Here is a 14,914-nt window from a genome sequence, read left to right as displayed (position 1 = left end):
AAAAGCTGCAATTTATCAACTTGACAGCAAAAACAGCCTATGTTATACGCTTACAACCTTGATATGACTGCATTTCTAAACGAAAATTACGTCAAAAACCTTGACCTAATATAAAAAGTTTTTATTTTCTGAATTTAAAAGACTATTATTTCAATAAAATAATCTTTTTATCCTTAAACTTACATATATATAAAGTGAAACTTTAATCATTGAGGTTTTCCTCATCCCCATTAATTATTAGCCCTCACCAAGCGGATTTGTACCGGATAAACAAGATAGGTGGTGAACATATGCCCAAAAAAGTTCTCATTTTTTGTGATCCTGGGATTGATGATACGATGGCTCTCCTCTTAGCATTCTTTATCGATGAAATAGAAATCGTCGGTATCGTTGCTGATTACGGCAATGTTCCAAAAAAAACGGCCGTAGAAAATGCTCATTTTTTTAATAACGAAACAAAGAATAGAAATATCAAGATATTCGGTGGTTCAGAACGTCCCCTTACTGGTGCCTCACCTGCGTTTTTTACGGATGTACATGGGAAACAGGGGCTCGGTCCAATTATTCCAAAGGTGAATGTGACTAACGGAGAAATGGAGAATTTTTTTGAAGTCATTCCTCTTATTGAACAGTATAAAGATGAATTAATCATTGTGAGTTTAGGAAGACTTACCTCCCTAGCAATTTTGTTTATCATGTGCAAACAGTTAATGAAACAAATTAAATCTTACTACGTAATGGGCGGTGCCTTTTTACATCCTGGTAATGTTACCCCTATTTCCGAAGCAAACTTTTATGGCGATCCTACTGCTGCTAATATAGTCCTTCAATCCGCAGTTAACATGTACATATACCCATTAAACGTCACTCAATACTCCATCATTACACCAGAAATGGCAGAATACATTGAGGCAAAAGGAAAAGCTCCACTTGTCAAACCGTTATTTGATCATTATTACTACGGATATTATAAAGACGCCCTACCACATTTAAAGGGGAGCCCCTTCCATGACACAATGCCAATACTCGCTTTATTTGATAACTCTATGTTCACGTATCATAAATCACCTATTGTTGTCATGACAGAATCCTCTGCACAAGGAGCAAGCATAGGGGAATTTCGTTCTCTAGTGAACCAGAAGCCATTTATTGATTGGCCGGTTCATCAAATCGCAATTGATTTTGACTATAACCGCTTCTTCAAACATTTCATGTCACTTATGACGGGTGAACAATTTTAGCATAAAAAAACAGACCGTGATTTCTCACGGTCTGTCGTTTATTTCCTACAATTATCGTTTGATGTTATAGAAAGATTTGATACCATCGTAAACAGCGATTTCGCCTAGTTCGTCTTCGATGCGTAATAATTGGTTGTACTTAGCAATACGGTCAGTACGGCTCATAGAACCAGTTTTGATTTGGCCAGCGTTAGTTGCAACTGCGATGTCAGCGATTGTAGCATCTTCAGTTTCACCAGAACGGTGAGATACAACTGCTGTGTAACCAGCACGTTTAGCCATTTCGATAGCTTCGAAAGTCTCAGTTAAAGTACCGATTTGGTTAACTTTAATTAAGATTGAGTTAGAGATACCTTTTTCGATACCTTCAGCAAGTTTTTGAGTGTTAGTTACGAATAAATCGTCACCAACTAATTGTACTTTATCACCGATACGCTCAGTTAATAATTTGTGACCATCCCAGTCGTTTTCGTCTAAACCATCTTCGATAGAGATGATTGGGAAGTCTTTGCAAAGCTCTTCATAGAAATCAACCATTTCTGCAGAAGTTAAGCCAGTACGGCCTTCGCCTGCAAGGTCATATTTACCAGTTTCTTTGTTGTAGAACTCAGAAGAAGCAACGTCCATTCCTAAGAATACGTTCTCGCCAGCTTTGTAACCAGCTTTTTCGATAGCTTCGATGATTACTTCTAAAGCTTCACGGTTAGAACCAAGGTTTGGAGCGAATCCACCTTCGTCACCTACTGCAGTGTTAAGACCTTTGTCATGTAATACAGCTTTAAGTGCATGGAATACTTCAGCACCCATACGGATTGATTCTTTGAATGTTGGAGCACCAACTGGTAAGATCATGAACTCTTGGAAGTCAACGTTGTTATCAGCGTGAGAACCACCGTTGATGATGTTCATCATTGGAGTTGGTAATTGTTTTGCATTGAATCCACCAAGGTAACGGTATAATGGAAGACCTACGAAGTCAGCTGCTGCGTGAGCTACTGCCATAGATACACCAAGGATAGCGTTAGCGCCTAGTTTACCTTTGTTTGGAGTGCCATCTAATTCGATCATAGCACGGTCGATACCAGCTTGGTCAGTTACATCGAAACCAGCGATTTCTGGAGCGATAATTTCGTTAACGTTGTTTACTGCGTTAACAACACCTTTACCAAGGTAACGAGATTTGTCACCGTCACGTAATTCTACTGCTTCGTGCTCACCAGTAGATGCACCACTTGGTACGATAGCGCGTCCGAAAGCGCCGCTTTCTGTGTAAACTTCTACTTCTACAGTTGGGTTACCACGAGAGTCAAGGACTTCGCGAGCATAAACATCAATAATTGTTGACATAATAAATTCTCTCCTTTTTATATAAGCAAATTATTTAATAATTGTTTTACCTGTCATTTCTTTCGGTTGTTCCACATTTAAAAGTGTAAGCATTGTTGGAGCGATATCTCCTAAAATACCACCTTCACGAAGCTCTACATCATTTTTTGTAACGATGAAAGGAACCGGGTTAGTTGTATGAGCTGTCATAGGACCGCCATCAGCAGTTAACTCCTGATCAGCATTACCATGGTCAGCAGTAATAAGTGCTACACCATCTTTTGCAAGAATCGCTTCTACAACTTTTCCTAAACATTCGTCAGTTGCTTCTACTGCTTTAATTGTTGGTTCCATCATCCCAGAATGGCCAACCATATCACAGTTCGCAAAGTTAAGAATGATAACATCATGTTTATCATTTTCGATTTCATTTACTAAAGCGTCCGTTACTTCGTAAATGCTCATTTCAGGTTTCAAGTCATACGTTGCAACCTTCGGTGAGTTAATTAAGATACGCTCTTCTCCTGGGAATTCAGCCTCACGACCACCGCTAAAGAAGAATGTAACGTGCGGATACTTTTCAGTTTCCGCGATGCGAAGTTGCTTTAATCCCGCTTGCGCAACAACTTCACCTAAAGTGTTATCAAGGTTCATTGGCTTGAATGCCACGTAACCATCTACAGTTTCACTGAAGTGTGTCATACATACGAATTCTGGAATGTGAGGTACTTTTTCACCACGATCGAACTCACGGAAGTCTTCGTTTGTAAATACACGAGCAATTTGAATTGCACGGTCTGGACGGAAGTTATAGAAGATAACTGCATCATCATCATTGATTGTTGCAACTGGCGTGTTATCTTCGTTAACAATTACAGACGGCAATACGAATTCATCATAGATACCGTTCGCATAAGAGTCTTCTACACACTCTTCTGCTGATTTATAAGTAGGGCCTTCACCATTCACCATAGCACTGTAACATTTTTCTACGCGATCCCAACGCTTGTCACGGTCCATAGAGTAATAACGACCAGAGATAGTCGCGAATTGTCCTACTCCTGTTTCTTTAATTACTTCATTCGTTGCATCGATATAACCTTTTGCTGTTTGTGGTCCAACATCGCGGCCGTCTAAGAATGCATGGATATAAACTTTCTCCACGCCTTCTTTTGCTGCTAAGCGAAGAAGAGCAAACATATGGTTCATGTGACTGTGCACACCACCGTCAGAAAGTAAACCGAATAAATGAAGTGCAGTACCTTTTTCTTTTACACTTTTAATTGCATTTTGAAAAGTTTCGTTCTTATCGAACTCGCCTTCACGAATTGCAACGTTAACGCGTGTTAAGCTTTGATATACTACGCGGCCAGCACCGATATTTAAGTGACCAACCTCAGAGTTACCCATTTGACCTTCTGGAAGACCTACTGCCTCGCCACAAGCTGTAAGCGTTGTGTGAGGGAATTTGTTCCAGTAACCATCAAAATTAGGTTTCTTAGCTTGTGCTACAGCATTCCCGTAAGTTTCTTCACGAAGTCCGAAACCGTCAAGAATGATTAAAGCTGTTGGCTTTCTCATTTTACCGCCCCCAGAAGACCTAAGAACGAAGCAGGCTCTAAGCTAGCACCGCCAACTAAAGCGCCGTCGATGTCAGATTGTGCCATATACTCTTTAATGTTTTCTGGTTTTACGCTACCGCCGTATTGGATACGAACAGCTTCTGCAGCTTCTGGAGAAACAGCTTCTGCAACAACTTTACGGATGTGCGCACATACTTCGTTTGCATCTGCAGAAGAAGAAGATTTACCTGTACCGATAGCCCAGATTGGCTCATAAGCGATAACAGTTGCCTTAACTTGCTCTTCTGTTAAACCTGCAAGTGCTTTTGTCACTTGACCTGCTACTAGATCAAATGTTTTTCCGCTTTCGCGCTCTTCTAAAGTCTCACCACAACATACGATTGGTGTTAAACCATGTTCAAATGCTGCGATAGTCTTTTTGTTTACTGACTCATCTGTTTCAGCAAACATTTCACGACGCTCAGAGTGGCCAAGTACTACATAGCCAACTTTTAAGTCGCTAAGTGCTACTGGGCTAATTTCGCCAGTGAATGCACCATTTTTTTCGAAGTGCATGTTTTGTGCACCTACTTGTAAGTCAGTTCCTTCAGTTGCTGCTACAAGGCGCTCTAAGAATAGAGCTGGAGAGCAAACTACTGCATCAACAGCTGAAGCTGCTGGGATTTGACCTTTAACTTCCTCTACGAAGCTAACTGCTTCAGATAGAGTTTTATTCATTTTCCAGTTACCTGCGATAATTGGTTTACGCATGCTTTGCACCGTCCTTTTTCTTTGGCTGCTACTTATTTGTCGTTAAGACAAACTACACCTGGAAGCTCTTTACCTTCCATGAATTCTAATGACGCACCGCCGCCAGTAGAAATGTGGCTCATTTTATCAGCCATACCGAATTTTTCAACAGCTGCTGCAGAGTCACCACCGCCGATAACAGAGTATGTATCTTCTGCATCTGCTAATGCTTGTCCTACTGCTTTTGTACCTTCTGCGAATGGAGTCATTTCGAATACACCCATTGGTCCATTCCATACAACAAGCTTAGAATTTTTAATTACATCTGCATAAATTTCACGTGTTTTAGGACCGATGTCCACGCCTTCCCAGTTAGAAGGGATAGAGTCGATACCAACGATTTTAGTTGTTGCAGTTTCAGAGAATTCCTCAGTGATTACAACATCAACTGGCATGTAGAAGTTTACGCCTTTTTCTTTTGCAAGTTGCATAAATTCTTTAGCTAGTTCGATCTTGTCGTCTTCACATAGAGATAGACCAATTTCATGACCTAAAGCTTTAACGAATGTGTAAGCAAGTCCACCACCGATGATTAAGTTATCTACTTTGTCTAATAGATGACGAATTACACCGATTTTATCTTTTACTTTCGCACCACCGATGATAGCTGTAAATGGACGTTCTGGGTTAGAAAGTGCTTTACCAAGTACATCTAACTCTTTTTCCATTAATAGACCAGATACTGCTGGTAGGTAGTCTGCGATACCTGCTGTAGAAGCGTGAGCACGGTGAGCTGCACCGAATGCATCGTTTACGAAGATGTCAGCAAGTGCTGCAAATTCTTTCGCAAGTTCTGCATCATTCTTTTCTTCGCCCGCATAGAAACGTACGTTTTCAAGAACTAATACGTCGCCTTCGTTCATTGCTGCAACCATTTCTTGTGCAACTGGTCCGAATGCTTCGTCCGCTTTTTTAACGTCTTTACCAAGAAGCTCGCCTAAACGTGCTGCTACTGGAGTTAAACGCATTTCTTCTACTACTTGACCTTTTGGACGGCCTAAGTGACTTGCTAAAATAACTTTCGCACCTTGCTCTACTAAATATTGAATTGTAGGAAGAGCTGCACGGATACGAGTTTCATCTGTAATTTTGCCTTCTTTCATAGGTACGTTGAAATCAACGCGGCAAAATACACGCTTACCTTTTAAATCTACGTCACGAATTGATTTTTTGTTCATTGGATTTCCCTCCGACTACTAGTTAGGATTGACAAAACCCACTCAAAAGCTTAACACATTTGCTTTTAAAACGAAAGAAGAGAGAGAGGGAACAAACCCTCTCCCTCGTTTTGTCATTGATAACTTATATAATTAAGAATTAAAGACCTTTTGAAGTCATGTAAGCTGCTAGGTCTACTACGCGGTTAGAGTAACCAGTTTCGTTATCGTACCAAGAAAGTACTTTAACCATGTTACCTTCCATTACCATTGTAGATAATGCATCGATTGTAGAAGAAGCTGTACATCCGTTATAGTCGATAGATACTAATGGCTCTTCGCTGTATCCAAGGATACCTTTTAATTCGCCTTCAGCTGCTGCTTTGAATGCTGCATTTACTTCTTCAACTGTTACTTCTTTGTCAAGTTCAACAACTAAGTCAACTAGAGAAACGTTAGCAGTTGGAACACGTACAGCGCCACCGTTTAATTTACCTTTAAGTTCTGGTAATACTAATGCTACAGCTTTAGCTGCACCAGTAGATGTTGGGATCATGTTTTCAGCTGCTGCACGAGCACGACGTAAATCTTTGTGTGGTAAGTCTAAGATTTGTTGGTCGTTAGTGTAAGAGTGAATTGTTGTCATCATTCCGCGTTTTACGCCGAATTTTTCGTTTAATACTTTAGCGAATGGAGCTAGACAGTTTGTAGTACAAGAAGCGTTAGATACTACGTTGTGGTTAGCTGCATCGTATTGTTCGTGGTTAACACCCATAACTACAGTGATATCTTCGTCAGAAGCTGGAGCTGAGATGATAACTTTCTTAACTGATCCACCTAAGTGTTTCTCAGCGTCTGATTTTTTAGTGAAACGGCCAGTAGATTCTACTACTACTTCTACTCCGTAGTCGCTCCATGGTAATTGAGCTGGGTCACGCTCAGCGATAACTTTAATTTCTTTACCGTTAACAACGATGCTGTTTTCGTTAGCAGATACTTCTGCATTTAAAGTTCCGTGAACTGTGTCATATTTTAAAAGGTGAGCTAATGTTTTAGCATCTGTTAAGTCGTTGATTGCTACTACTTCTACCTCAGAGTTGTTAAGAGCTGCGCGGAATACGTTACGTCCGATACGTCCAAATCCATTAATACCAATTTTAGTCATTTGAATTTCCTCCTTGGGGGATTATATTAAAGGGTAAAACCCTTTGTTAACTGTTTTGCTGCACCTTCATCTGTAATTAGAATTGAAGTGTGCCCTTGTTTAATTACAGCCTGTATTGCTTTTGCCTTTGAAGAACCTCCAGCGACTGCAACAACGTGAGATACATTTTGTAAGTCCTCTAGTTGCATACCAACCGTTCTTACTTTATGAACAACATTTCCTTCTTCATTAAAGTAGTAACCGAAAGCTTCGCCAACTGCTTCGCTTGCCTGAATCTTTAACCAATCTGCTTCTGAAGTACTTCTGCGACGTGCCATTGTTAACGCATCACCTATTCCATGAATGACGATATTGGAAGATCGAATCAACTCAAGAACTTCTTTCACGGAAGGCTCTGTCACAATAGACGCATATGCTTCGCTACTAACATGGTCTGGAACATACAATAAGCGATAATTACTCATCGTATTTTGCGCCATCTTGGCACAAATGGTATTGGCTTCTAATTCAACACCTTCTCCAATTCCACCACGTGCTGGGACAAATAGCATATGTAAATCTTTGCAATCAAGTTGCATCATGTCCGCAGCAGCAGCTAGCGTAGTTCCTCCAGCCACAGCAACGATATTATTCGCTGTCAGACGGTCTTTTATACAAGTCACACAAGCACGGCCCATCTCCAGTTTGACCCAAGGTGATTCATCACTATCACCAGGGACAACGAAAACTTCATCCAAGTCTAATGTTTCCTTAAGTTGCTTTTCTAAAACCTTTAACCCGGAAATTTCTTTCATAAAGTCTTCCAAAGCAAGAACTAAAGCTGTTCCTTCTTCTGTCAAAGTCATTCCAGAAGAAGCGACGTGAACTAAGTTTTGTTCTTTCAAAACTTGAACTTCACTTCGCAATACTCGTTCTGTCATACCGAGACTTGCTGATAAGTTTCTTCTTCCAATCGGCTGCATGAGCCTAATGTATTGAAGAATTTGCATTCTCGTTTGCATAACAGGTAGCAGATCAGGTAATAATTTTTTTGTATTCTGAATCCATGAGCGCATATCTTTTCTCCTCACTACATCGGTTCATTTTCCCTCGTGGTCACTTTACGTCCCGTAGTGACATTTTGTGTCCCACATAGGTTAAAAAAATAATCCCTGCTACGTGTATTATTGTAACAGGAGATAGAAACTTATTCAACTCTTAACTGCATTCTTTATATAGTTTATTATGACACCTTTGTGAATGTTACCATATTCTACTTGTTTTCCGTCCATTTCTACAACCGGAATCATTAAGTGATATTTTTCTAAAAGGTCATTATCTTCATATATATCTATTTCCTCGATTTGAAAAGAATATTCACATTGTACTTCCTGTAAAACTTGTTTCGCCTTCACGCAAAGGCCACAATCTTTTTTAGTATACAGTACAACTTTCATCTTCTTCACCTATCCGATCGTTTTTCGTAATGACGAAGCTGGGATATGCATTTGTTCTCTATACTTCGCCACTGTTCTTCGAGAAATAACAATTTCATGCTCTTCTTCTAATAATTTTGAAATCTTTTGATCTGAAAGTGGCTTTTTCTTATCCTCTGCCCCAATTAGCGTTTGAATAAATTGTTTTACACGTTTTGTAGAAACTGCTTCATCTTCAGTCGTCGAAACGGCATTGCTAAAGAACGATTTCATCTCAAATAAACCGTGTGGTGTTTGCACATATTTATTTCGCGTCGCACGACTAATTGTCGATTCATGCACACTTAACTCTTCCGCTACCTCTTTTAAAGCGAGAGGTCTTAAATACTCTGGACCTTTCCAGAAGAAATCACGTTGTTTTTCCATAATAATAGTCATTACTTGCAGCAATGTCTGTTTTCTCTGCTTCAAACTGCGCATAATCCACTGCACATGCTGATACTTTTCTGATACGTAAGATGCTACTTCACTTTCACTATTATTAAGAAGCGCACTATATTCAGAATGAATTTCAATTCTCGGCATATTTCTCTCATTCATTTGTAAAACGAGGCGATCGCCATCTTTTTTCACCGCCATATCAGGTACAATGTAAAGTGGTTTATCTGAAGAAAACGCAAGACCTGGTTTTGGTTGTAATGACGTTATACAATTTACCGCACTCTGCAATTCCTCATTACTACATTTCAACACTTGAACGAGCTTTCGCCAATCTTTCTTCACAAAATAAGCGAAATGATCTTCTACAACCTCTTCTGCTAATCCATTACGTCTTTGTAAGCGCTTCAATTGTAAGGTTAAACATTCCTGAATATTACGCGCCCCTACCCCTGCTGGCTCCAGTGATTGGACAAGCTCTACAGAACGGTCGACTACATGAATATGTGCAGAAAGGAGCTCTGCTAACTCTTCATTCGTTTCTTGTAAATATCCATTTCCATCCATGTTCATAATAATGAAAGAAGCTACTTTTCGCTCTTCTTCATCTATTTTATAATACTGTATTTGATTTAATAAATGTTGCTGAATCGTTGTAGAATCCACACTGTAGATCTCCATCTGATTCTCGACTTGTTTGCTGGTACTTTTACTGTTGTTAGAGCTCTTTTTCTTCTCCCTCTCAAAACCACCTAACTCAATAAGGGGATTCTCTAACGATTGCTCATACAAAAACTCCGATAATTCTTGTACATTATACTGGAGCATTGTAATCGCTTGCCTTAACTCTTGTGTCATTGCCAAACGTAAGCTTTGTTCTTGTAAAAGACTTGCCTTCAAACTAATCTCCCCCTTGTTTCTATTGTACAATAAGTTTGGTAAAAGGAGAATCCTCACGCAGACACCCATTCCAAAATATTATTAATTTATATGTATTAATGAGATTTACAACTTACAACCGAAATTTGAATAATATTGAAAGAAAATAATAAAATTAAAAATTATTATCAAGTACTAATAGTAAATCTTATTACTAGATGTAACAAGAGGTAAATAAAAAAAGTCCTAACCTACAAAACGTAAGTTAGGACTTTTTGACGCGCCCAGAGGGATTCGAACTAATAGCAAAACACCCCTTTTATATCAAGGCTCCTTTAGATTTCCAGAAGTAATCGTGCAAAATTCATGCAAAATTATTTCAGCGTGCAAAATCTACACAAAACAAGAGAGCACAGCGTGTATGTAAAGTGCTACGAACACTCTATATACCGTCCACCTGATTAGGCCAGGTAAACACTTGCTATACTCTCATGAGCTATTTTACATCATGCAGGGTCTATTAAGCAACGTTTACCAAATTGGTGACGTTGCTTTTTTGTTTCCAAAAAGGAGACAAACCACTATGGAAAAGAAACAAGGAATTACAATTATTGCAGGTAATGAAACATATAAAAATCTAGCAACATTCAAAACTATTGATGAATTAAATAAAACTGTTCGGGCGTACAAAGAGAAATTCGCCGATCAGTTAAACAAAACTCAATTAACTGTATTAAATAAATTACACAACTATTCTTCTAAGTTCTTTGGCGTATCTTTCAGAACGAAAAAACACATCGCTGAAGACCTTAATATTAGCCGTAGAACGGTTATTAGAGTATGCCTACACCTAGAATCTTTAGGTATTATTAAACAGCTAGAAATGAAGCGTAAAATCGATATGAGACAAACATGTAACGCTATTGTTATTCAACCAATCATTGTGGAGGAACAGGTTGTCACACAAGCACCTGTTAAAAATGAAAAAAAGTGTCACACCAATAAAACAAAACCTGTTTCCTTAAAACAAAATATAAAAGATATAAACAAACGTAATAGTAATGAGAATAGCAATACTCCAGAAGAGAATATGGAACAAGCTGACTTTGTTGCTCATTGGGTACCAGAGCGTTTTATTTCTTTAGTTGGCTCTTTCTACAGTGAATCTAAAACAATTCAAGAACTGTGGAAGGTCGTAAGACAGTGTAATAAAATTGTTAACCATACAACAGGTGATACAGCATTTACTAAAGAACAAGAGTTAACTATTGGCTTAAAAGCTATTAAAGAATTTGTTATGAAAATTAAATCCCGAGTAAAAATGAAAAAGGGTAAATTCGCTTATTTCAACGGGATTGTAAACAACTTAATGGACAAGTTCTACTTCGATAAAGAATTTATGGCCATATAAAAAACACCTAGCTAAATTAACTAGGCGTTGCGATTTTTAAAATATCCATGAATTGAATTTTATGTATTGCATTCGGTCCATCACTCACTACAATTCTATTCAGTTGTTGTTCAAGTTTGATTATTTTACCTCGGATAACATCTGGTTCTTTATATTTTCGATACACAGTAAATACTAATTCTGTATCATCTTGTACTGCCAATTGAATTAATTCAGCAGCCTCTTGTTGTTCGAATTCATCCATGTATGGTCTAGGTTCTTTTTTAGTAGCCTTTTTCTTTGGTGGTTTTGGAATTGCTGTTGACATATGACCTCACCTCATTATTTATTTTTAAGCATATTGGTATGTATTTCTTACTTTATCAACTGATAGTATATTAGCCAATTTCAGCATTCTAACTTGTTGTTTTTGCATGCAATACACTAATACACGATCTTCATATATCTTCCTAACAATTACAGTTCTTTGAGAGAAATCTCCAGAACTCTTTAAATAAATTAATTCGATTGGTATTTTTTGATTGAACGAACACTTAAGTAAGTGATTCATAAGATGACCTCCACAAGAACATTTGTTTGTATAAATTATAGAACAACTGTTCTGTTTCGTCAATATATTACAAACTAACATTTACAGTTGTTGTATGAAATTGGTATGATTTAGGTATAAATCTATGGAGGGAAACTATATGAAAAAACCGTTTTATAAAAAATGGTGGGTTTGGATTATTGCTGCACTAATAATAATTTTTGTTGCTGCTGGTGTTAGTGGTAATAAAAAGGATGGCACTAAACCTGCGGTTGCAGAAAATAAAGAGGCTAAATTAACAGTAGATGAATACACAAAAAGAGTAGAAAAAGCATTGAAAGAGATGGGAGAAAAAACAAAGCTAAAAATTAACTCAACTGAAATTTTAAAAGACGGGAGAACGTCTATTGGTTTATCAGACAATATTATTATTGTTTTAGAAACTGATAATAATAAAAATATAAAAAAAGCTTCATTAGCAATGACTCCAAATGCTTATTTTACTGAGATGGAAGACTTTAAATTCGCTTTCTTATTATTAATAGGAACGATGGATGATTCACTGAATTTTGGAGAACGCAATTTAGTTAAACAAGAACTTGGCCTTAGTGACGAAATAATATTTAGTAAAGATCATACAAAGGTTTATCAAAAGAATAAAATAAGGTATACATATAAAGGCAGTATAAAAGAAAACTTTATTCTACAAGCGGAATTGCGAAAGTAGGTGTTTAAAATAAAAAGAGATTCTAACGTTATGAAAGTTGTTAGCTCTATATTCAGGGGATTTCGTTTAATTAGCAGAATTATAAATCCAATATTAAAGGCATTATCTAAAAGTAAATTTTAATTACATAGAAATGACTCATTTAGCATATATTATTTATGCATCTAGAGAATCACCACATTTTTGACGCCTTCTTACCGGAGAAGGTGTTTTTTTGTTTTCACAGCATGTTAGGCACTTTAGAAGCATATAATAAACTGCTCCTGGCATGATGCCATTTTATATACAGAAAAACACTCCCGTTCACAACAGCAGGAGTGTTTTTCTCATATTTCAGTCTGTTACTACATAAAATAAAATCACACGTGTTCCTCTTGTATAGTAAGCATCCCATGTAGCCAGAGTACTCCTCAAGAGCACTCTGGTTTTTATTATTCATTTTAATAAAACTATTCTTTTGTACAGTAATATGTTTTATTTTTCAAACTTCACATATTCACCAGAAACCCATTGGTCGCCTCCAACATTATACCAACCGTCTCTATATCCCCACGTTTGATATTTTTCCCCTTGATACACATTTTTCACGATGCCATAGTTAGTTCCTGGACCTTTACGAACACGTAATACATCAGTTGTAATAGTCACTACACCAATGCCATCATTTAAAGATTTAGAAGGTGCTGGTACTTTTTCTCCTGTATAACGAATGTATGATGAATCATTATAAATCCACTGATCGCCACCAAGATTTAACCATCCATTTGATTGTCCCCATACTTCGTAGGACTCACCTTTACCTAATTGACGAATAACCCCGTATCCAGTACCTGGACCTTCACGGAGATTAACTCCATTTCCTTCAATATTTGCGACACCTGTTTCATTATTAAAAGGTGAAGTTGGCTTTGAGGTGATTAAACTACTACCTCCATTGTATGCATTTTGGACTCTTTCAATAAAGTTATTCCAACGTCCTTCCGCCAACATACGATGAGGACAGTACTTCCCACTCCACGATTGATGTGTACGGACTTTATTAATTGGAACATTGTACTGTTTCATTAGTTGAGCTACAAGGATAGCTGCATTGTCTTCCGCTTTATAATATCTATCTCCGCCGCTTAAAGAGTAGCAAATTTCAACCCCAATAGATTTACGATTACCATTCCCGTTACCGTCGCCAGTATGCCAGGCGTTACGCTCTAAAGGGATTCCTTGTACTGCTTCTTTATCATCTACCGCGATATGAAACGACACTTGGTTGTCATTACGAATCATATAAGATACTTCGTTTTCTGCTGTAGCATCGTTGTAAGTATTGTGGACTGTAATAAATTCCGGATTCATTGTATAAGGACACTTTATACCATATTTACTTGGGTCAACTAATTTTTTTCTAATTTCCATTATTGAACATCTCCCTTTTTCTCTTCTTGTTTTTGTTTACCACCTAAAATTTCGACTGCATTTGTTAAAGCTGAAGGCAAAGGTATTCCCATACGCCCTGCATTTTCTAAAAGTGAAAGCAACTCATTTCCAATAAAGAAAAAGATCGTCGCTTCACGAATGGCGCTATTGCTTCCTAGTGCCGAATCTAGTTGAGCTGCCGCTCCTACCAAAAGAAAAAGCACCACCTTTTTGGCGATGCCTTTGAAACCCACTTTACTTTTTAATTCTCCGTTATATCCTGCTGCAATCATGCCAGTTAAATAATCAATAACTGCCATCGTCACTAAGATTTTCAATGTTGTATCCCATCCTCCCAAGAAATACCCGCAAAAGCCACCGAAAGTGGCAATAAAGGTTTTTAATAATACATCAATACGATCCATCTTTTCATCTCCTTTTTTAGCAATAAAAAAAGACCAGCTATTGCTGCTCCTGCTCTGTTTGTATGTTATTTTCATTAGTTGGTGTTGGCGGTTCTTGAGATGGATAATTCCCTGTAAGTGATGCATAACACTCTAAACAAATATTCTTTTTCGCAAATCCCATATCTAGTGGGTACAAACGTGCTCCGCGTTTACATATTTCACATAGCGTAGCAATTCGAAACTTTACTGTCCCATCCATCTCTCTCCATACTTCAACCCTGCTAGTACCTTGTAGAATACCTGCATTATTTAACATATCAGCAGGTATTTGAACAAAAACCCCTGTCTCTGTGCGCTCTGCATCCACTAGCCTCCCCATAAAAGGAAAGCTTTCACCTGCTTGAAGTGGCATCATTTGATTTTCATTCATTCTTACT

The 14,914-nt window shown here is 37.9% G+C and carries 16 protein-coding genes; 3 read left to right on the top strand and 13 right to left on the bottom strand.

Annotated elements, in window-relative coordinates:
- Positions 1-290 precede the first annotated feature (290 nt).
- Positions 291-1,241, top strand: coding sequence for a nucleoside hydrolase (locus tag QCI79_RS15555; RefSeq protein ID WP_001125064.1), 951 nt, complete (start codon positions 291-293; stop codon positions 1,239-1,241).
- 51 nt (positions 1,242-1,292) lie between these two features.
- Here QCI79_RS15555 and eno read toward each other — a convergent pair whose 3' ends face one another.
- The 8 genes from eno to rpoN all read right to left on the bottom strand — a co-directional run bounded on the left by eno (position 1,293) and on the right by rpoN (position 10,014).
- A complete protein-coding gene (gene eno, locus QCI79_RS15550) occupies positions 1,293-2,588 on the bottom strand; it encodes a phosphopyruvate hydratase (RefSeq protein ID WP_000103951.1) in 1,296 nt (431 codons plus the stop codon).
- A gap of 30 nt (positions 2,589-2,618) precedes the next feature.
- The gene (gene gpmI / locus QCI79_RS15545; protein ID WP_001231158.1) at positions 2,619-4,148 is read right to left on the bottom strand and encodes a 2,3-bisphosphoglycerate-independent phosphoglycerate mutase; all 1,530 of its coding nucleotides are present in this window, start codon (positions 4,146-4,148) and stop codon (positions 2,619-2,621) included.
- Positions 4,145-4,900, bottom strand: coding sequence for a triose-phosphate isomerase (tpiA, locus tag QCI79_RS15540; RefSeq protein ID WP_001231038.1), 756 nt, complete (start codon positions 4,898-4,900; stop codon positions 4,145-4,147). Before tpiA ends, gpmI begins: the two co-directional genes overlap by 4 nt.
- A gap of 32 nt (positions 4,901-4,932) precedes the next feature.
- A complete protein-coding gene (locus tag QCI79_RS15535; protein ID WP_001036350.1) occupies positions 4,933-6,117 on the bottom strand; it encodes a phosphoglycerate kinase in 1,185 nt (394 codons plus the stop codon).
- 139 nt (positions 6,118-6,256) lie between these two features.
- Positions 6,257-7,261: a type I glyceraldehyde-3-phosphate dehydrogenase gene (gene gap, locus QCI79_RS15530; protein ID WP_000161236.1), complete on the bottom strand. Its 1,005-nt coding sequence runs from the start codon at positions 7,259-7,261 to the stop codon at positions 6,257-6,259.
- 26 nt (positions 7,262-7,287) lie between these two features.
- Positions 7,288-8,316 carry a gapA transcriptional regulator CggR gene (cggR, locus tag QCI79_RS15525; protein WP_001258185.1) on the bottom strand — a complete coding sequence of 343 codons (1,029 nt, stop codon included), beginning with the start codon at positions 8,314-8,316 and terminating at the stop codon, positions 7,288-7,290.
- A gap of 135 nt (positions 8,317-8,451) precedes the next feature.
- Positions 8,452-8,697, bottom strand: coding sequence for a glutaredoxin family protein (locus QCI79_RS15520; protein ID WP_000869730.1), 246 nt, complete (start codon positions 8,695-8,697; stop codon positions 8,452-8,454).
- A gap of 9 nt (positions 8,698-8,706) precedes the next feature.
- Positions 8,707-10,014 (bottom strand): RNA polymerase factor sigma-54, encoded by a 1,308-nt coding sequence (gene rpoN / locus QCI79_RS15515; protein WP_000647955.1) that lies wholly within the window; start codon positions 10,012-10,014, stop codon positions 8,707-8,709.
- Between the two features lie 562 nt (positions 10,015-10,576).
- On the opposite strand from rpoN, the gene QCI79_RS15510 reads away from it, so the two are divergent.
- Positions 10,577-11,404, top strand: a complete 828-nt coding sequence (locus QCI79_RS15510) for a helix-turn-helix domain-containing protein (RefSeq protein ID WP_048549466.1) — start codon at positions 10,577-10,579, stop codon at positions 11,402-11,404.
- 16 nt (positions 11,405-11,420) lie between these two features.
- Here QCI79_RS15510 and QCI79_RS15505 read toward each other — a convergent pair whose 3' ends face one another.
- Entirely contained in the window at positions 11,421-11,711 is a 291-nt protein-coding gene (locus QCI79_RS15505) for a YolD-like family protein (protein WP_048549388.1), read from the bottom strand.
- Between the two features lie 24 nt (positions 11,712-11,735).
- Positions 11,736-11,954 carry a hypothetical protein gene (locus tag QCI79_RS15500; RefSeq protein WP_001016120.1) on the bottom strand — a complete coding sequence of 73 codons (219 nt, stop codon included), beginning with the start codon at positions 11,952-11,954 and terminating at the stop codon, positions 11,736-11,738.
- 139 nt (positions 11,955-12,093) lie between these two features.
- Here QCI79_RS15500 and QCI79_RS15495 point away from each other — a divergent pair, with 139 nt between their 5' ends.
- Positions 12,094-12,660 carry a hypothetical protein gene (locus QCI79_RS15495; RefSeq protein ID WP_021727794.1) on the top strand — a complete coding sequence of 189 codons (567 nt, stop codon included), beginning with the start codon at positions 12,094-12,096 and terminating at the stop codon, positions 12,658-12,660.
- Positions 12,661-13,134: 474 nt separating this feature from the next.
- Here QCI79_RS15495 and QCI79_RS15490 read toward each other — a convergent pair whose 3' ends face one another.
- Genes QCI79_RS15490 through QCI79_RS15480 form a run of 3 tightly spaced genes read right to left on the bottom strand, consistent with a single transcriptional unit; the run spans position 13,135 to position 14,907 of the window.
- Positions 13,135-14,070 (bottom strand): N-acetylmuramoyl-L-alanine amidase, encoded by a 936-nt coding sequence (locus QCI79_RS15490; protein WP_021727795.1) that lies wholly within the window; start codon positions 14,068-14,070, stop codon positions 13,135-13,137.
- Positions 14,070-14,495 carry a phage holin family protein gene (locus QCI79_RS15485; protein WP_000373898.1) on the bottom strand — a complete coding sequence of 142 codons (426 nt, stop codon included), beginning with the start codon at positions 14,493-14,495 and terminating at the stop codon, positions 14,070-14,072. The genes QCI79_RS15490 and QCI79_RS15485 overlap by 1 nt, the downstream gene beginning before the upstream one ends.
- Positions 14,496-14,532: 37 nt before the next feature.
- Complete coding sequence (locus tag QCI79_RS15480; RefSeq protein WP_021727796.1) at positions 14,533-14,907, bottom strand: hypothetical protein; 375 nt, start codon at positions 14,905-14,907, stop codon at positions 14,533-14,535.
- Positions 14,908-14,914 lie beyond the last annotated feature (7 nt).

The sequence above is a fragment of the Bacillus cereus group sp. MG1 genome (assembly GCF_040460035.1).
GTDB lineage: Bacteria > Bacillota > Bacilli > Bacillales > Bacillaceae_G > Bacillus_A > Bacillus_A cereus.
This window is presented reverse-complemented; position numbering and strand designations above follow the sequence as displayed.